Source organism: Streptomyces sp. NPDC059201 (assembly GCF_042754585.1).
Classification (GTDB): Bacteria; Actinomycetota; Actinomycetes; order Streptomycetales; family Streptomycetaceae; genus Streptomyces.
Genome location: NZ_JBHZBB010000001.1, coordinates 397,613 through 413,104, shown reverse-complemented (window position 1 = coordinate 413,104; position 15,492 = coordinate 397,613). Strand labels below are relative to the sequence as shown.

Annotated in this window: 14 protein-coding genes; 2 read left to right on the top strand and 12 right to left on the bottom strand. The window is 73.7% G+C overall.

Translation table 11 applies throughout. From position 1 onward, the window contains the following. Positions 1 to 4: 4 nt before the first annotated feature. The 10 genes from ACFXMG_RS01885 to ACFXMG_RS01840 form a co-directional block, all read right to left on the bottom strand. Positions 5 to 766 (bottom strand): alpha/beta fold hydrolase, encoded by a 762-nt coding sequence (locus tag ACFXMG_RS01885; protein WP_383813794.1) that lies wholly within the window; start codon positions 764 to 766, stop codon positions 5 to 7. Further along, complete coding sequence (locus ACFXMG_RS01880) at positions 763 to 1,578, bottom strand: DUF1295 domain-containing protein (RefSeq protein WP_383813792.1); 816 nt, start codon at positions 1,576 to 1,578, stop codon at positions 763 to 765. The genes ACFXMG_RS01885 and ACFXMG_RS01880 overlap by 4 nt, the downstream gene beginning before the upstream one ends. Then, the gene (locus ACFXMG_RS01875; RefSeq protein WP_383813790.1) at positions 1,575 to 2,855 is read right to left on the bottom strand and encodes a class I SAM-dependent methyltransferase; all 1,281 of its coding nucleotides are present in this window, start codon (positions 2,853 to 2,855) and stop codon (positions 1,575 to 1,577) included. The genes ACFXMG_RS01880 and ACFXMG_RS01875 overlap by 4 nt, the downstream gene beginning before the upstream one ends. Beyond that, complete coding sequence (locus ACFXMG_RS01870) at positions 2,852 to 3,577, bottom strand: DUF1365 domain-containing protein (protein ID WP_383813966.1); 726 nt, start codon at positions 3,575 to 3,577, stop codon at positions 2,852 to 2,854. Before ACFXMG_RS01870 ends, ACFXMG_RS01875 begins: the two co-directional genes overlap by 4 nt. Positions 3,578 to 3,636: 59 nt before the next feature. Beyond that, a complete protein-coding gene (locus tag ACFXMG_RS01865; RefSeq protein WP_383813788.1) occupies positions 3,637 to 4,893 on the bottom strand; it encodes an NAD(P)/FAD-dependent oxidoreductase in 1,257 nt (418 codons plus the stop codon). 245 nt (positions 4,894 to 5,138) lie between these two features. After that, positions 5,139 to 6,260 (bottom strand): zinc-binding dehydrogenase, encoded by a 1,122-nt coding sequence (locus tag ACFXMG_RS01860; RefSeq protein ID WP_383813786.1) that lies wholly within the window; start codon positions 6,258 to 6,260, stop codon positions 5,139 to 5,141. Positions 6,261 to 6,288: 28 nt separating this feature from the next. Then, positions 6,289 to 7,107, bottom strand: a complete 819-nt coding sequence (gene phnE / locus ACFXMG_RS01855) for a phosphonate ABC transporter, permease protein PhnE (protein WP_383813784.1) — start codon at positions 7,105 to 7,107, stop codon at positions 6,289 to 6,291. Continuing rightward, the gene (locus tag ACFXMG_RS01850; protein ID WP_383813782.1) at positions 7,107 to 7,817 is read right to left on the bottom strand and encodes a phosphonate ABC transporter ATP-binding protein; all 711 of its coding nucleotides are present in this window, start codon (positions 7,815 to 7,817) and stop codon (positions 7,107 to 7,109) included. The genes phnE and ACFXMG_RS01850 overlap by 1 nt, the downstream gene beginning before the upstream one ends. Beyond that, entirely contained in the window at positions 7,817 to 8,725 is a 909-nt protein-coding gene (locus ACFXMG_RS01845; protein ID WP_383813780.1) for a phosphate/phosphite/phosphonate ABC transporter substrate-binding protein, read from the bottom strand. The genes ACFXMG_RS01850 and ACFXMG_RS01845 overlap by 1 nt, the downstream gene beginning before the upstream one ends. A gap of 231 nt (positions 8,726 to 8,956) precedes the next feature. Then, positions 8,957 to 11,041 (bottom strand): alkaline phosphatase D family protein, encoded by a 2,085-nt coding sequence (locus ACFXMG_RS01840; RefSeq protein WP_383813778.1) that lies wholly within the window; start codon positions 11,039 to 11,041, stop codon positions 8,957 to 8,959. Positions 11,042 to 11,203: 162 nt separating this feature from the next. Between ACFXMG_RS01840 and ACFXMG_RS01835 the strand changes: the two genes are divergently transcribed. Next, on the top strand, positions 11,204 to 11,932 hold the full coding sequence (locus ACFXMG_RS01835; protein ID WP_383813776.1) for a GntR family transcriptional regulator: 729 nt from the start codon (positions 11,204 to 11,206) through the stop codon (positions 11,930 to 11,932). A 159-nt stretch (positions 11,933 to 12,091) separates the two neighbouring features. Here ACFXMG_RS01835 and ACFXMG_RS01830 read toward each other — a convergent pair whose 3' ends face one another. Both ACFXMG_RS01830 and ACFXMG_RS01825 read right to left on the bottom strand, forming a co-directional pair. Beyond that, positions 12,092 to 12,745 carry a CoA transferase subunit B gene (locus tag ACFXMG_RS01830; protein ID WP_383813774.1) on the bottom strand — a complete coding sequence of 218 codons (654 nt, stop codon included), beginning with the start codon at positions 12,743 to 12,745 and terminating at the stop codon, positions 12,092 to 12,094. Further along, a complete protein-coding gene (locus ACFXMG_RS01825) occupies positions 12,745 to 13,521 on the bottom strand; it encodes a CoA transferase subunit A (protein WP_383813772.1) in 777 nt (258 codons plus the stop codon). The genes ACFXMG_RS01830 and ACFXMG_RS01825 overlap by 1 nt, the downstream gene beginning before the upstream one ends. 348 nt (positions 13,522 to 13,869) lie before the next feature. On the opposite strand from ACFXMG_RS01825, the gene ACFXMG_RS01820 reads away from it, so the two are divergent. Further along, positions 13,870 to 15,318 carry a tannase/feruloyl esterase family alpha/beta hydrolase gene (locus tag ACFXMG_RS01820; protein ID WP_383813770.1) on the top strand — a complete coding sequence of 483 codons (1,449 nt, stop codon included), beginning with the start codon at positions 13,870 to 13,872 and terminating at the stop codon, positions 15,316 to 15,318. Positions 15,319 to 15,492 lie beyond the last annotated feature (174 nt).

The window sequence follows — 15,492 nt, the reverse complement described above, 5'->3', positions numbered from 1 at the left end:
GCGGTCACCTCGGACGGGTGCTCTGAGTGTCCCCCGGATCGAGCGGAATCACCGTCGCATCGTTTGCGCGTCGTTCCATCGGAGCCGCGGGAGCTGCGGGAGCCGCGGGGGTCGCACCAGGCAGTAGCGAGGCGGTGAGTTCGGCGGTGCGGCGGTGCCAGTCGGCGGCGCCGCGGAGCATCGAGTGGCGTCCGGTGGGCATCGGGATCCCGAACGCCTGAGCGCCCGCCGCTCGGGCTCTGCGTACGAAGTCCCAGGACTTCCGGGCGGAGGTGATCCGGTCGGACTCGTCGTGCAGGACGTAGATCGTGCGCCCCGTGAGGTGCTCGACGGGTTCGCCCGGCGGGCACCAGGGCGCCAGGGCCACCACGCCGCGGACCATCGGGTCGCCGGCGGCGCTCAGCGCGGCGCGGCCGCCCATCGAGTGGCCGACGAGGACGACGGGGAGGGGTCCGGTTCGCTCCCGAAGTTGTGCGAGGGCGGCCGTCGTGTCCCGGGCGGCGTCGCGGCGGGTGCCGTTCCAGCCCCGGTGGCGGTAGCGGACCTCCGCGACGAGCACGTTCCGGTCGGCGAGCGCGCGGGCGACGGCGGTCGCGAACGGGCGCATGCGCAGGGCCGGCAGGTCGACCCGGGGTGGTGGTCCGAGGCCCTCGGAGCGGCCGCCGGGGAGGAGGAGCACAGCCGCTTCCGGGGCGGGCGGTGCGTTGCGTACGACGAGACGGCCGGCGTCGCCGCGCCGGGGAGTGGGGGTGGCGTCGGGCGTCATCGCGCACCGGTCCGGTGTGCGGGTCGGCGGGGCGGGCGAGGGAGGAAGCCGCTCGTGCGGGCGGCGTAGTCCGCGTAGCCGGGGCGGTGCGCCATGTGGGCCTCCAGGAGCCGCTTGCCGCTTCCCCAGATCAGCAGGGCACTCATCACCAGGGGCGACACCAGGACGAGGGCAGCCGTCGGCCAGTTCGCGCAGGCGGTCAGGTAGAGCCCCCACCAGACCAGGAAGTCACCGAAGTAGTTGGGGTGCCGGGTCCAGCTCCAGAGCCCCCGGTCCATGATCCGTCCCCGGTTCGCGGGGTCGGACTTGAAGCGGGCGAGCTGGTGGTCCCCGACCGTCTCGAAGGCGAGGCCCGTCGCCCAGAGGAGGAGGCCGAGCGCGAGCAGCAGGTCGGGTCCGTCCGGCAGGTAGGCCGCCGCCTGGACGGGCAGGGAGACGAGCCAGACGAGGGCGCCCTGGAGGAGGTAGATGGAGCGGAGCGCGTAGAGGCGCGGACTGCCGGGGGCCCGGGCGAGCATCTTCGCGTAGCGGGGGTCCTCGCCGTGGCCACGGCCTCTGCGGGCGATGTGGAGGGCGAGGCGCAGCCCCCACAGGCAGGTCGCCAGGGTGACGGCGAGCCTGCGGCCGTCGTCCCCGTACCCGGCGGAGAGCGCCCAGGTGACGGCGGCGACGGCGGCGAACGCCAGGCCCCAGGCGATGTCGACGATCCGGTGCACGCCCTTGACCGAGGCGATCGCGAAGGTCACCAGCATGACCGCGAGGGCCGCCCCGGCCGACGCGGCCAGATTGACCGCCAGCGCGGACCAGGTCATCGGGACGCTCCGGGGGAGTCCGCGGCGACGAGGCGGAGCTGGCGGACGTCCAGGTAGTGCGCGCGGAAGCCCGCCTCGGAGTACGCCAGGTACAGCTCCCACATGCGGTGGAAGGCCCGGTCGAAGCCGAGTGCGCCGACCGCCGCAGACTCCCGGACGAACGCCTCCCGCCAGAGCCGGAGCGTCTCGGCGTAGTGCGCCCCGTAGCCGGTGTCGTGGGTGATGCTCAGGCCGGCGGCGGCGCTCTCCCGGGCGAGGGCGTCCGGCGACGGGATGAGGCCGCCGGGGAAGACGTACTTGCTGATCCAGGTGTGGGTGCGGGCGGTGTGCAGCATCCGCTCGTGCGGCATCGTGATGGCCTGGACGGCGACGGCCCCGCCGGGCGCGAGGACGCGGCGCAGGGACGCGAAGTAGGTCGGCCAGTACTCGGCGCCCACGGCCTCGATCATCTCGACGCTGACCACGGAGTCATACCGGCCCTCGACTTCCCGATAGTCGCGCAGTTCGACGCGTACCCGGTGCGCCACACCCGCCTCGGCGATCCGGCGCAGGGCGAGCGCGCGCTGCTCCTCGGAGAGCGTCACGGTGAGGACGTCGGCGCCCCGGGACGCGGCGCGTATCGCGAGTTCACCCCAGCCGGTGCCGATCTCCAGGAGCCGGGTCCCCGGGCCGACTCCGGCCAGGTCGAGCAGGCGGTCGATCTTGCGGTGCTGGGCGGTGGTGAAGGCGTCCGGGGTGGCGGGGAGGGCGTCGAACACGGCCGAGGAGTAGGTCATGCTCGGGTCGAGGAAGCGGGCGAACAGGTCGTTCGACAGGTCGTAGTGCCGCTGGACGTTGTCGCGGGCGCCTTCGAGGGTGTTGCGGTCGCGGGCCGGGCGGCGGTGCACCCAGGCGCGCCGGAGCCGGCGCAGCGGAGCCGGTACGAGGTCGTCCACGTGCGTGGCGAGCACGGTGAGGAGGCCCACGAGGTCGTCGCTGTCCCACTCGCCGGCCATGTACGACTCGCCGAAGCCGATCAGCCCGTCGGCGCCGATCCGCCGGTGGAAGGCGGCCGGGTCGTGCAGCGTCAGGGTGGGCTGCGCCGGGGGGAACGGGGTCGTCTCGCCCGTCCGGAGCGGCAGCCGGGCGAAGGCGCGGGCCAGGACGCGCCGGGCGATGGCGGTGCGGAGGGCCGAGGCGCGCGGGAGGCGGGCGACGTCGGGCCAGCGCTCCGGATCGACGGGCGGGAGGCCGGGGGCCGCGACAGGAAGGGCGGCCGACGGGACGGAGACGGTCACAGCATGCCTTCTCTGGTGGGCGGGACGGGACGGGGACGGACGGGAACGCCCTTGAGGTACAGGCGGATCCCGTGCCATCGGATGCCGGCGCTGACGGCGGCGGTGGACCAGGGGTGGCGCAGTGCCGCCGTGAGGAGGCCGCGTGTGCCGGCCTGCCTGCGGTGGCCGCGGACGGTGGCGGTCAGCGGCCGGCTTCCGTCGGCGTGCCGCAGTTGGACCGTGAGGTCGAGGCGCTCGCCGGGGAGGGGGAGCCGCATCCGGTAGGAGCCCTCGACGTCGAAGAACGGGGAGACGTAGAAGTCCTTGGCGACGTCGGCGCGGCCCGTGGCGTCGGGCCGCAGGAGGTAGCAGTGCCGGCCGCCGTAGGTGTTGTGGACCTCGGCGACGACGCAGACGGGGCTGCCGGTCCGGTCGTGGCACCAGTACAGGGTGAGCGGGTTGAAGACATGGCCCAGCACGCGCGCGTGGGCCAGCATCAGCACCCGTCCGTCGGCGTCCCGTACGCCGTGGGACGCGAGGTAGGCGTCGAGGCCCGCGCGGAGGGTGGGGGCCCGGCCGCCGAAGTGGTCGCGGGCGTCGAAGCGGGCCAGCGGGCGCAGGAGGCGGGGCAGCCGGGGCAGGTCGTCGAGGTCGACCAGCCACAGGTACGTGCGCTGCCGCAGGGCATGGTGCACCGGCTGGACGCGGGTGTGGGCGACCTCGCAGGGGTAGAGCGCGGGCACCGTCGGAGCCGTCGGCGCCACAGGCTTCACCAGGGGGGCGGGTGTGCCGCGGTCGGTGGTCACCAGGTCACCCCCAGGGCGCGGGCCGCCTCGACTCCCGAGCGGCAGCCGTCCTCGTGGAATCCCCAGCCGTGGTAGGCGCCGGCGAAGGCGGTCACGGACGTGGCGAGGCCGGGGAGTTCGCGCTGGGCGGCGACGGAGCGGGGCGTGTAGACGGGGTGCTCGTACACCATGCGGGCGAGCACCGTGCTCTCGTCGACGCGGCCGTCGGCGTTGAGGGTGACGATGTGCGGTTCGTCGACCGGGAGGCGCTGGAGCCGGTTCAGGTCGTAGCTGACCTTGACCGCCTCGGGGCGCGCGTCGCAGGAGGGGAGCCAGTAGTTCCACGAGGCGCGGGCGTGCGGCGCGGCCGGAAGGACGCTGGTGTCGCGGTGGAGCACGGTGGGGTTGCGGGAGTACGTGAACGCGCCGAGGATCCGGCGTTCGTCGGGGGTGGCGTCGGTGAGCATCCGCAGGGCCTGGTCGGGGTGGACGGCGACGACGACGGCCGCGTGGGTCTCGGACTCGCCGTCCTCGGTGGTCACGCGGACCCGGTCCGTGCCCCGTTCGATCGCGCGGACCGGGGTGGCGGTGCGGACGGCGGCGAGTCGCTTGGCCACCTTTTCGACGTACGCGCCGGAGCCTCCCGTGACGGTCCGCCACTGCGGCGAGCCGGTGGTGGAGAGGAGCCCGTGGTGGTCGAGGAACCGGAAGAGGTACGCCGCCGGGTACAGGAGCGCGGTGTCCGGGGCGCAGGACCAGACGGCGGACACGAGCGGGACGGCGAAATGACCGACGAAGTACGGCGAGAACCCGCCGCGTGCCAGGAACATGCCGAAGGTCTGGCTGTCGTCTCCCGCGGCGAGCAGCCGGCGGGCCGCCCGGTGGAAGCGCGGCACGTCGGCGAGCATCCGCAGATGACGGCCGCGGCGCAGGTTGCCGCCGCCCAGCAGACCGCGCGGGCCGCGGGCGCCCGCGTAGGCGAGACCGCAGCCGTCGCACCGTACCGACATGCTCATCTCGGCGTCCTGGGTCTCCACGCCGAGTTCGCGGAAGAGCCGCAGGAGCAGCGGGTAGGTCCGCTCGTTGTGGACGATGAAGCCGGTGTCCACGTGGACGGTGCCGCCGCCCCGGGTCGGCAGCTCATGGGTGTGCGCGTGTCCGCCGAGCCGTGCGTCCGCCTCGTACAGCACCACGTCGGCGGTCCGCGACAGCACGTGAGCGGCGGTCAGGCCGGCCACTCCCGCCCCGACGACCGCGACGGTTCGCCGGTTCATCCGTTCCCCCTCGCGTCACGGGGCGTCCGCGCACCGATTGCGCGGAGCGTCCCCGCGGGTGCTTCGGCGCCGTGGGCCGTACGGATGGGTGCGGATGTGGCTGTGGGTGCGGGTATGGATGGGGGTGCTGGTGCCGCTGCGCTCATGACGACTCCTCCTCCGGCCCGCTGCCTGGGCGGGGGCTCCGTCCTCCTCAGGTTCCGGGGAACGGCGGCAGGTCCTCAAGGCGCATCGTTCGTGCGTCGTTATGAGACCGGGGGAAGGACGGCGACGCGCGGTGCGGTGCCCTCGCGGGCGGCGGCCACGGCCGCGTCGAGGTCGTTCAGGGGGAGCGCGTACGGCACCAGGGCGGCGAAGCGGTCCTGGAGGGGGGTCCGGTCCAGGAAGCGGACCGCTTCGGCCAGGTCGTCGACGGTGTAGTTGTGGGTGCCGACGACGCGCGAGAGGTTACGTACGAAGGCGTCGGGCGCGAAGTCGACGCGGGGGCCGGGGGAGACCGAGCCGACCAGGGCGACGCGCCCGTCGATCCCGACGACCTCCAGGGCCGACCGCACGGCGTGGTGGTTCCCGGAGAGTTCGAGGACGACGTCGGCGCCGTACGCTCGGGCGAGTTCCGCCAGTCCGTCCGGTCCGCACACGGCGGTGGCCCCGAAGTCCAGGGCCTGCCGCCGCCTGCTCTCGTCCACGTCGCAGGCGACCACGTGCTCGGCCCCCAGTTCGCGGGCGTAGGCGATCGCGGTCAGGCCGAGCATGCCGCAGCCGATCACGATGACGGAGTCGCCTGCCGACAGACCCGCCCGGCGTGCCGCGCAGACCACGGTGGCCGTCGCGCAGTTGGCGGGAGCCGCCACCTCGGCGGGGAGGCTCGCGGGCACGGTCACGAGGCCGGTGCCCGCGACGAGGTGGCAGTGGGTGGCGAAGCCGCCGTTGAGCCGCCAGCGGTCGGTGAGTGCCTCGTGCCCGTACTTGCGCAGGTCGGAGCACTTCTGCGGGACGCCCCGGGCGCACCGGCGGCAGCTTCCGCAGGAGGTGCCGACCGTCCAGGTCACGCGCTGTCCGGGGGTGACGGGCCGGCCGTCCGCCGTGCGGACGGAGCCGGCCACCTCCTCGACGTGGCCGACCGCCTCGTGGCCGAGGACGGTCGGCACCGGGGTCGGCCGGTCGCCCGCGAGGGTGTGGAGGTCGCTGCCGCAGATCGTGGCGAGCTCGACGCGGACCAGGACCTCGCCGGGGGCCAGCTCGGGGCGGGGCTGGGGGACGAGGGCGAAGCCCCCGTCTGCACCCGACCACACGGCCGCCAGCGGCGGGGCCGCGGCCTCGGGGGAGGCGGGGCCGGGGGACGAGGGGCTGGGGAGGGAAGCAGTCATGGGGGTCTCCGCGGGGGGTCGGCCGGGGTCAGGACAGGCGGCGCCGGACCAGCGCCGACAGCCGGTCGACGGCCACGATCAGGACGAGGACGACCAGGATGTGCGTCAGCATCTCGTCGAACTGGAAGAGCTTGATCGACTGGTTGATGAGGAAGCCGATGCCGCCCGCGCCGACCAGCCCGAGCACCAGGGAGGAGCGGACGTTGACGTCGAGCCGGTACATGAGCAGTCCGATGAACTGGGGCGTCACCGTCGGCAGCAGGGCGTGCGCCGCCACCTGGATCCGGCCGGCGCCGGCAGAGCGGAGCACGTGCGCCGGCCCGGGGTCCGCGTCCTCCAGCGCCTCCGCCCACAGCTTGCCCATCACGCCGACGTTGTGGAGGAGCAGGGCGAGGACTCCGGGGAAGGGGCCGAGGCCCACCGCCGTGACGAAGACGAGGGCGAACACGACGTCGGGCACGGCGCGCAGGAACGACAGCAGGGACCGGGACGCCTGGTAGACCGCCTTCGACGGCGCGGTGCCGCGCGCCGCGAGCAGGGCGAGGACGAGGGAGAGCGGCACGGACAGGGTGGTGCCGAGGAGGCCGATCCAGAGCGTGACGAGGGCGCCGTCGAGGCTGGGCCGGAGGACCTCCCAGCTGAGGTCGGGCGGGACGGCCTCGGCGAGGAAGTCCACCATGCCGCCCCAGCCCTCGGCGAGCGCGCCGAAGGACATCTCGGTGGCGTCCCAGGCCAGGAGGTGGGCGGCGACCACGACGGTGGTGACGGCCGTGCCCAGGAGCACGGCCCGGGGCCGGCGCGGCTTGGCGGGTACGGGGAGCCTCCGTACCTCGTGGGTGAGGGTCATCAGACGGCCTTCAGGATCGTGGGCTGGTACAGGATGTCGACGTCCTGGCGCGGGGGGCCGTCCAGGACGACGTGTCCGTCGCGCAGGCCCACCACTCGGTCGGCGTGCCGGGCGGCGAGCGCGGGCTGGTGCAGGACCGCCAGGACGGCGAGCCCTTCCTCGTGGGCCAGCTCGGCGAGCAGGGCGAGGACCTGTTCCGAGGCGGCGGGGTCGAGGGCGGAGACCGGCTCGTCGGCGAAGAGGACACGGGGGCGCTGGCAGAGCGCGCGGGCCACCGCGACCCGCTGCTGCTGGCCGCCGGAGAGGCTGCCCGCCCGGTCGTGGGCGCGGTCGGCGAGGCCGACGCGGTCGAGGCAGGCCATGGCCTCCTCGCGTACGGCGCGCGGGAAGAGGGCCGGGACGAGCGACTGCCGCAGCGACAGGCGGCCGAGGGCGCCCGCGCACACGTTGTCGAGCACCGAGCGGCGCCGGACGAGGTGGATGTGCTGGAAGACCATGGCCACGTCCAGCGGGCCCAGGGACGTACCGTCGAGGGTGACGGTGCCCGCCGCCATGGGTTCGAGGCCGGCGGCGGCGCGCAGCAGGGTCGACTTGCCGGAGCCGTTGGCGCCCAGGACGGCGAGGAGCTCCCCGCGGGCGACGGTGACGTCCACGCCGTGCAGGACCTGCCGCTCCGCGTAGCGCACGGTGATGCCGGTCAGGTCGAGCATCAGACGTCCTTCTCGGTCAGCTTGAGCGTCTCGGCGAGGTCGAAGAGCGGCTTGTAGGTGGACGAGTCGACCGGGACGAGCGGGGCCGGCGGGTCGACGTCGAGCAGGGCGCCGATCTCGCCGACCTTGTCGGCCGGCAGGCCGAGGAGCGCGTCCTTGACGGCCTTCTTGAACGCCGGGTCGAGGTCGCCGCGGACGGTGATGGGGTCGTTGGGGATCGGGGCCGAGGACCAGACCTTCGTGAACTTCGACGCGTCGAAGGTGCCGGAGGCGGTGGCGCTCGCGAGCTGCTGGGAGTTGATCTCGGCGGCGTCGACCTTGCCGTTGACGAGGGCGAGGAGCGCCTCGGGGTGGCCGCCCGCGTAGGTGACCTTGACGTCGTCCTTCTTCAGGCCGGCGTCGAGCAGGGCCTTGCGGGGGAGGGCGTCGCCGGAGGTGGAGCCGACCGAGCCGAGGGCGAGGGAGCGGCCGCGCAGCTCGCCGACGGAGGTGACGGGCGAGCCCTTGGGGACCCAGATGCCCGCGGTGTAGCTGGAGAGCACGCCCTTCTCGTCGCCGAACGAGACGAGGGCCTCGGCCTTGGCCCGCTTCTCGGCGAAGACGTAGCCGAGGGGGCCGAAGAGGCCGATGTCGAGCTTGCCGTTCTCCATGGCGAGGACCTCGGCGGCGTAGTCCTCGGTGACCGTGAGCTCGACCGGGCAGTCGAGGCTCTCCGAGAGCGCGTCGGCGAGCACCTTCGCGGCCGGGGTGAGCTTGGCGGGGTCCTCGAAGGGCTCGACGCCGAAGCGGATCCGCCCGTCGGGGCAGGTGGCGGAGGCCGGCTTGCCGGAGTCGCCCGCGCAGGCCGTCAGGGCGAGGGCGAGGGAGACGGTGAGCAGGCCGGCGAGGGCGGGGCGGCGGACGGACACGATGGGCTCCGGTGAGTGAGGTGAGGCGAGGTGGGGTGAGCGGAGGGCGGGGCCGGGCGGGGTGGGGGGCCCGGACCGGGGCGGGGTGGGGCGGCGAGGGGGAGTGCGCCCCGGCGGGTTGTCCCGTACGGGGTCGGCAACGGCACGTTTTCAGGCGCTGCCGACCCCGGTCAATGACTTGTATGGACAAGTCGTTCGTTGTTCATCTGACAGTCGGGCGGACGTCTCCCGTCACACCCGGTGGCCCATTTCCGATGCCTTCCGGCGCACCTCGAAGAGCCGCCGGCCGTCGCGGTTGATCCACGTGGCGGTGAGGGTGGGGTCGCTCACGGTGGTGTCGGCGACCAGCTTCAGGAAGGTGTGCGGTTCCACGGCGCTGTGGACGAGGTGGGGGCTCGGCACGTTGAGGCTCGGGATGGTGCGGTCGTGCAGGGGGCTGACGATGAACTGCCAGAGGTCGTAGCCGACGCGCGGGCCGTAGTCCAGGGCACGGGAGACGTGGATGTCGCCGCCGACGAGGAAGCAGCCGGGGATGCGCTCGGCCGTGATGAAGTCGAGGATCGCGTCCCGCTCGTGCGCGTAGTAGCCCCAGTCGTCGGACTCGCTGTTCTGCTTGTCGTCCCAGATCATCCCCGTGGCGAGCGCCTTGAACGGGGCGGTGCTCTCCCGCAGCCGCTCCCGCAGCCAGTCCCACTGCACCCGCCCCAGACAGGTCGGCTTCGACGGGTCGGCCCAGCTGGGTTCCGTACGGCTGAACCAGCGCGGGTCCAGCAGGAAGACCTCGATCGGGCCGCGGCGGAACGAGGTGTAGACCCCCTCGCCCGACCCGCGGTCGGTCAGCGGGAACCCGTCGGCGTCGTGGCCGAAGGTGGCGTTGGCGCGGTGGTCGACGAACGCGGTGCGGTTGTTCGCCTTGCCGGTGTAGTCGCCGTGCTTGTCGTTGCCGCCGAAGTCGTGGTCGTCCCAGGTCGCCCAGACGGGCATGGAGCTGATCAGCCGGGATATCTCGGGCTGGACGAGGAACTCGCGGTGCTTGCGGCGGGCGACGGCCACGTCGGAGCTGTCCACATAGGGGGTGTCGCCGAGCATGACGAAGCTGTCGCACCCCTCGTCCATGACCCTCGTCCAGACGTGGTCGGGGGTCGAGGGGGCGCAGGAGCCCAGGCCCATCGTGACGACGCCCGGGCGGCGGGGCGGAGGGGCGGTGGTGAACGACCCCGTCAGCGGCGTGAACCCCGGGGCGGGCGCGAACGGTTCGAGGGTGAACTCGTACCGTGTGCCGGGCCGCAGTCCGCACAGGTCGACCAGGAGGGTGCGGTCGTTCTCCTCCGACAACTCGGCGACGACCGTACGCCGGGGGCGCGACCCGGTGCGGAAGGTGCACCGCCACGCCGGGTGGAGGGCGGCGTCGAGTCCGGGCCGGGCCCAGATCCGGGCGCTCGCCGTGTCCACGTGCCCGACGAGGGGTCCGGCCGGCGCCTCGGGCGGCATGGGCGTGGGCGTCACGGCCGGAGCCGTGCCCGCCCGCACCAGGCGGACGTACCGCGCGAGCGCCGTGAAGAACGCGACGCTGTCCTCGACGGCCGCGGCGGGCTGGGTGGCCGCGCCCGTGGCGCCGAAGCACTTGTCGACGGTGAGGCTGGAGACCAGGAACCGGCCGGAGCCGTGCCGCCCCTCCAGCAGCGCCGGCGGGAACACGGTGGCGTCGCACGCCATGAGCACGCGCATCGAGCGCCACTCCTTGACGGTCTCCCAGCTGACCCGGACGCCCGTCGCGCGCCCGGTGAACAGGCGGCCGCCGTCGGTCCGGAGGCCCGCGACCAGCGGGTGGTCGGGGGCCGTGGGATGGATGGTGTCGTAGTCGGCGTCGGTCCGCACGGCGCCGAGCCCCTCGGGCAGGTAGGCGACGCGCGCGCCGAACTGGTCGGACTGCGCCAGGTCGAGGGCGACGCCACCCGCCGCGACGAAAGCGCGCAGCGAGGCGCCGTGCGCCGCGATGTACGCGTCGTAGCGCGGCTCGTTGTTGGTGAAGCTGCCGAAGGCGATGAGGTCCACGGGCTCCGGCTGCGCGTCCGCCGGCCGGGAGAGGTCGAGCGGGACGACCGTCACGCCCGCCCGGCGCAGCAGCTCGGCCAGGCCCGTCGCGCGGGTCCACTGATCGGCGTGCTCCAGCACGGCGGCGCGGACGGGTGCGCCGTCGGCGGCCGAGGCGCTCGCGGGGGCGGCGGTGGCGGTCAGGGTGGCGGTGGTCAGGGCGGCCGCGACGCCGCCGGCCAGCATCGTCCGTCTGTCGATGCCGATACCGATTTCGGCCATGGTTCGTCTCCTTGCCGTAGCAGTCGGGGGAGCGGTCACGGAGAGAACCTGGCAGCCGGTCACGACGTACGACAAGGACTTGTATGTACAAGTCATCGAGAGTTCACCCGCCCGCCGGGCGGGCCCCGGATCCCTCGGCAACGGCCGGGTAGGGTCCCGGACATGGCTACTCCCTTGCACCGCTCCATCGCCGACGAGCTCCGCCGCCGCATCCGCCGCGGCGAACTCAAGGTGGGTGAGTCGGTTCCGTCCGAGGCCCAACTGGGCGAGGAGTTCTCGGCGTCGCGCGGCCCGGTCCGCCAGGCACTGGCCACGCTGCGGGACGAGGGCCTCATCAGCGGGGGCCAGGGGAAGCGGGCCACCGTCCTCGACGCCGTCCCGGCCCAGCCCTTCGAGTCCTTCCTCTCCTTCACCCGCCGCGCCGAACTGACCGGGCACGTGCCCGGCCAGCGCCTCCAGGAGATCGCCCTGCGCCGGCCGGAACCCGAGACCGCGGCGGCGCTGGAGACCGACCCGGACGACCTGGCCGTGCAGCTCGTGCGCCTGCGGCTGCTCGACGGGCGCCCCGCGATGCTGGAGCGCATGACGTACGTGGAGCCGATCGGCCGCCGCCTCCTCGAAGCCGACCTGGACGCCGGGTCGATCTACGCGCTGCTGACGGAGCAGGGGGTGGACCTCCACTCGGCCCGGCACACCTTCGACGCCGTCCCCGCCGACGCCCTCGACGCCCGGCTCCTCGAAGTGCCCGAGGGCTTCCCCCTCCTGAGGGAGCGTCGGCTCACCACCGACTCCCAGGGAGTCCCCATCGAGTGGTCGGACGACCGCTACCGCTCCGACATCGCCACCGTCACGGTCCGCAACACGCGCAGCTCCCGGACGGCGATGCTCTGAGGAAACGGGTCCGTCCCGACCGCGAGGCAGGGCAGCCTCGGACAGGGCGCGGTCGGGACGGAGCATGAGGGGCCTCGTGTCGGAGGCCGGTGGACAGCGGGAGTACGGCGAGTCCGCCGGCCCGGTGGCTGTCCGGGAACACCGGACCGGCGGAAGACCTCAGGAGGCCGCGGCGACCGCCTGCGGCACACGCAGCGGCGCCGCGGTGGCCGCGACGACCTGCTCGACGGTGACGCCCGGCGCCGTCTCGACCAGGACGAACCCGTCGGAGGCGATGTCGACGACGGCGAGGTCGGTGATGACGCGCTGGACGACGCCACGGCCGGTCAGGGGCAGGTCGCAGCTGTCGACGAGCTTGGGCGTGCCGTCCTTGGCGGTGTGCTCCATCAGGACGATCACCCGCCCGGCTCCGTGGACGAGGTCCATCGCGCCGCCCATGCCCTTGACCATCTTGCCGGGGATCATCCAGTTGGCGAGGTCGCCCGCCGAGGAGACCTGCATGGCGCCGAGGACCGCCGCGTCGATGTGCCCGCCGCGGATCATCCCGAAGGACAGGGCCGAGTCGAAGAACGAGGCGCCGGGCAGCGTCGTGACCGTCTCCTTGCCCGCGTTGATCAGATCGGCGTCCAGCTCGTCCTCGGAGGGGTACGGGCCCACCCCGAGGATCCCGTTCTCGGACTGGAGCACGACCTCGATGCCCGGCGGGAGGTGGTTGGGGATGAGCGTGGGGAGGCCGATGCCGAGGTTCACATAGCTGCCGTCGGTCAGCTCCAGGGCGGCGCGGGCCGCCATCTGCTCGCGGGTCAGGGCCATCAGACGTCGCCTTCCTGTCGGACGGTACGGCGCTCGACGCGCCGCTCGGCCGCGGGGTCGCCGGGCGTCACCCGGACCACGCGCTGGACGAAGATGCCGGGCAGGTGCACCTCGTCCGGGTCGAGCTCGCCCGGCTCGACCAGGTGGTCGACCTCGGCGATGGTGACCCGTCCGGCCATGGCGGCCAGCGGGTTGAAGTTGCGGGCCGAGGAACGGAACACGAGATTGCCGTGCCGGTCGCCGATGGTCGCCCGTACCAGCGCGAAGTCCGTCGTGATGCCCTCTTCCAGCAGGTACGGACGCCCGTCGAACTCCCGCGTCTCCTTGGCAGGCGACGCGACCGCCACCGTCCCGTCGGCCGCGTACCTCCAGGGCAGACCGCCCTCGCCGACCTGCGTCCCCGTGCCGGCGGGGGTGTAGAAGGCGGGGATCCCCGCGCCGCCGGCCCGCAGCCGCTCCGCCAGCGTGCCCTGCGGGACGAGCTCGACCTCCAGCTCCCCGCTCAGGTACTGGCGGGCGAACTCCTTGTTCTCGCCCACGTACGAGCTCGTCATCCGGGAGATCTGCCCCGCGGCGAGCAGCAGACCGAGACCCCAGTCGTCGACGCCGCAGTTGTTCGACACGATCCTGAGATCGTCGACCTCGCGCTGCCACAGGGCGTCGATCAGCGTGCCGGGTATCCCGCACAGCCCGAAGCCGCCCACGGCGAGGGACGCGCCGGCGGGGATGTCGGCCACCGCCTCCGCCGCACTCGCGACCGTCTTGTCCAGACCCATACGGACCCTCTCCTTCGGGCGACCGGAGCGACCTCGGGGGGCCGGAACCGGTGGCCGATACAACCGATGGGAAGGGAGCCTAGGCAGGCGGTACGGGCCCGACCATGGCTGTCTCCCACACATCAACCCCCCGCCGCATGGTGCTGATCACCGCGTCCGGCGGCCTCGGACGGAAGGGGTCGCGGCGCCTCCCCGGCGTACACCCCGGGGCCGTATCGCCGCCCACGGCGGATGTCGGCGGAGCCCATCGACGGCCCCCCGACGGTGGGCCGCACACCCATGTCCGGCCGGCGGACCGGCGGCATAGCCTCCCGCGGTCCCCGTCCACGAACCACTGGAGGCAGACCCATGCGTCGCCCCACCTTCCGTCCCGCGTCCCGCCCCCGGCGGCGGAGCGCGTCGGCGGCCCTCGTGCTGGCCGCACTCACCCTCACCACGGCCCCGGCGACCGCGGTGGCACCGCACGCCCCCACCGGCCACTGCGCCCGCCAGAGCCAACTGCGCGTCCCCGGCGCCGAACTCCAGCGGGCCGCCTGCCTTGACGAGCTGACCACGGCCGGAACGGTCGCCTCCGGGCACACCGACCCGGCCGACTGGGCGGGACTGACACCCAAGGACCTGGCCGTCCCCAGCGGAGTCCCCGGCATCCAGATCGACGGCTACTTCCCCGACACCTCCACCACCAACACCAACCACGGCTGGAAGCACGACGCCCAGTTCGTCATCCGCCTGCCCGACCGCTGGAACGGCGGCCTGGTGATCGCCGGCACCCCCGGCAACCGCGAGCAGTACGCCAACGACCGGGCCATCGCCGACTGGGTGCTGGCCCGGGGCTACGCGTACGCGGCCACCGACAAGGGCAACACTGGCCTCGCCTTCCACCGGGACGGCAAGGCGCCGGGCGACGCCATCGCCGAGTGGAACGACCGGGTCACCCAGCTCACCCGCGCGGCCCGCGCCACCATCGCCCAGCGCTACCACCGCCCCCCGGCCCGCACCCTGGTCACCGGCATCTCCAACGGCGGCTACCTGGTGCGCTGGCAGCTGGAGAACCACCCCGAGCTCTACGACGGAGGCGTGGACTGGGAGGGCACCCTCTGGCGCACGGACGGCCCCAACCTGCTGGACTTCCTGCCCCGGACGCTGCGCGCCTACCCCGTGTACGCCGCCGGCGGCGAGGGCGCCGCCAGGGCACGCGAGGAGATGCACGCCGCCGGATTCCCGGCCGAGTCGGAGTTCCTGTGGCCGTACCACCACAAGGTCTACTGGGACCTCACCCAGCGCGTCTACCGCGAGGAGCTGGACCCCGGCTACGACGGCGAGACCGAGGCCGGCACCCCGTACTGCGCCACGGGCACACCCGGCTGTGACGCCGACTACGACTACGCGACCCGGCCCGACGAGGTCCGGCGCGCCGTGCAGAAGATCGCGCTGACCGGGCGCATCGGCAAGCCGCTGATGACCCTGCACGGCACCCTCGACACCCTCCTGCCCATCGGCCAGGACTCCGACGTCTACGCCCGGATGGTGCGCGACGCCGGACGCGGATGGCTGCACCGCTACTACCGCATCGACGGCGGCACCCACACCGACTCCGTCGTCGACCTGTTCCCGGACAGGCTCCGGCCGCTCACGCCGTGCCACCGGACCGCCTTCACGGCCCTGGAACGCTGGCTCGCGACAGGCCACCGCCCGCCCGCCTCGGGCACCGTCGCCCTGCCCGCCGGCCAGGACCCCGTGACCCTCGCCAACAGCTGCGCCCTGGACACGAGGAAGGCCACCGGCGCCCCGCGCTGAGGCCCGCGGCCGCCGCACGGCCACTGTGCGGGCGTGACAGGGGTGCCATGAGGTGCCATGAGGTGCCATGAGGTGTCATGGGGTGCCTCCTATGGTGTCCCGCACCACTGGATTGCCGGGCACTGTGGTGGACACATCCATGGGCCGGGCAGAGGGCCCTCCCTACTGTTTCCC

Bases quoted from the DNA above. Each gene is read 5' to 3' on its own strand.
- ACFXMG_RS01865 (WP_383813788.1), bottom strand. From the start codon at position 4,893: ATGAACCGGCGAACCGTCGCGGTCGTCGGGGCGGGAGTGGCCGGCCTG.
- ACFXMG_RS01850 (WP_383813782.1), bottom strand. From the start codon at position 7,817: ATGCTCGACCTGACCGGCATCACCGTGCGCTACGCGGAGCGGCAGGTC.
- ACFXMG_RS01885 (WP_383813794.1), bottom strand. From the start codon at position 766: ATGACGCCCGACGCCACCCCCACTCCCCGGCGCGGCGACGCCGGCCGT.
- ACFXMG_RS01830 (WP_383813774.1), bottom strand. From the start codon at position 12,745: ATGGCCCTGACCCGCGAGCAGATGGCGGCCCGCGCCGCCCTGGAGCTG.
- ACFXMG_RS01825 (WP_383813772.1), bottom strand. From the start codon at position 13,521: ATGGGTCTGGACAAGACGGTCGCGAGTGCGGCGGAGGCGGTGGCCGAC.
- phnE (WP_383813784.1), bottom strand. From the start codon at position 7,107: ATGACCCTCACCCACGAGGTACGGAGGCTCCCCGTACCCGCCAAGCCG.
- ACFXMG_RS01880 (WP_383813792.1), bottom strand. From the start codon at position 1,578: ATGACCTGGTCCGCGCTGGCGGTCAATCTGGCCGCGTCGGCCGGGGCG.
- ACFXMG_RS01860 (WP_383813786.1), bottom strand. From the start codon at position 6,260: ATGACTGCTTCCCTCCCCAGCCCCTCGTCCCCCGGCCCCGCCTCCCCC.
- ACFXMG_RS01820 (WP_383813770.1), top strand. From the start codon at position 13,870: ATGCGTCGCCCCACCTTCCGTCCCGCGTCCCGCCCCCGGCGGCGGAGC.
- ACFXMG_RS01840 (WP_383813778.1), bottom strand. From the start codon at position 11,041: ATGGCCGAAATCGGTATCGGCATCGACAGACGGACGATGCTGGCCGGC.
- ACFXMG_RS01835 (WP_383813776.1), top strand. From the start codon at position 11,204: ATGGCTACTCCCTTGCACCGCTCCATCGCCGACGAGCTCCGCCGCCGC.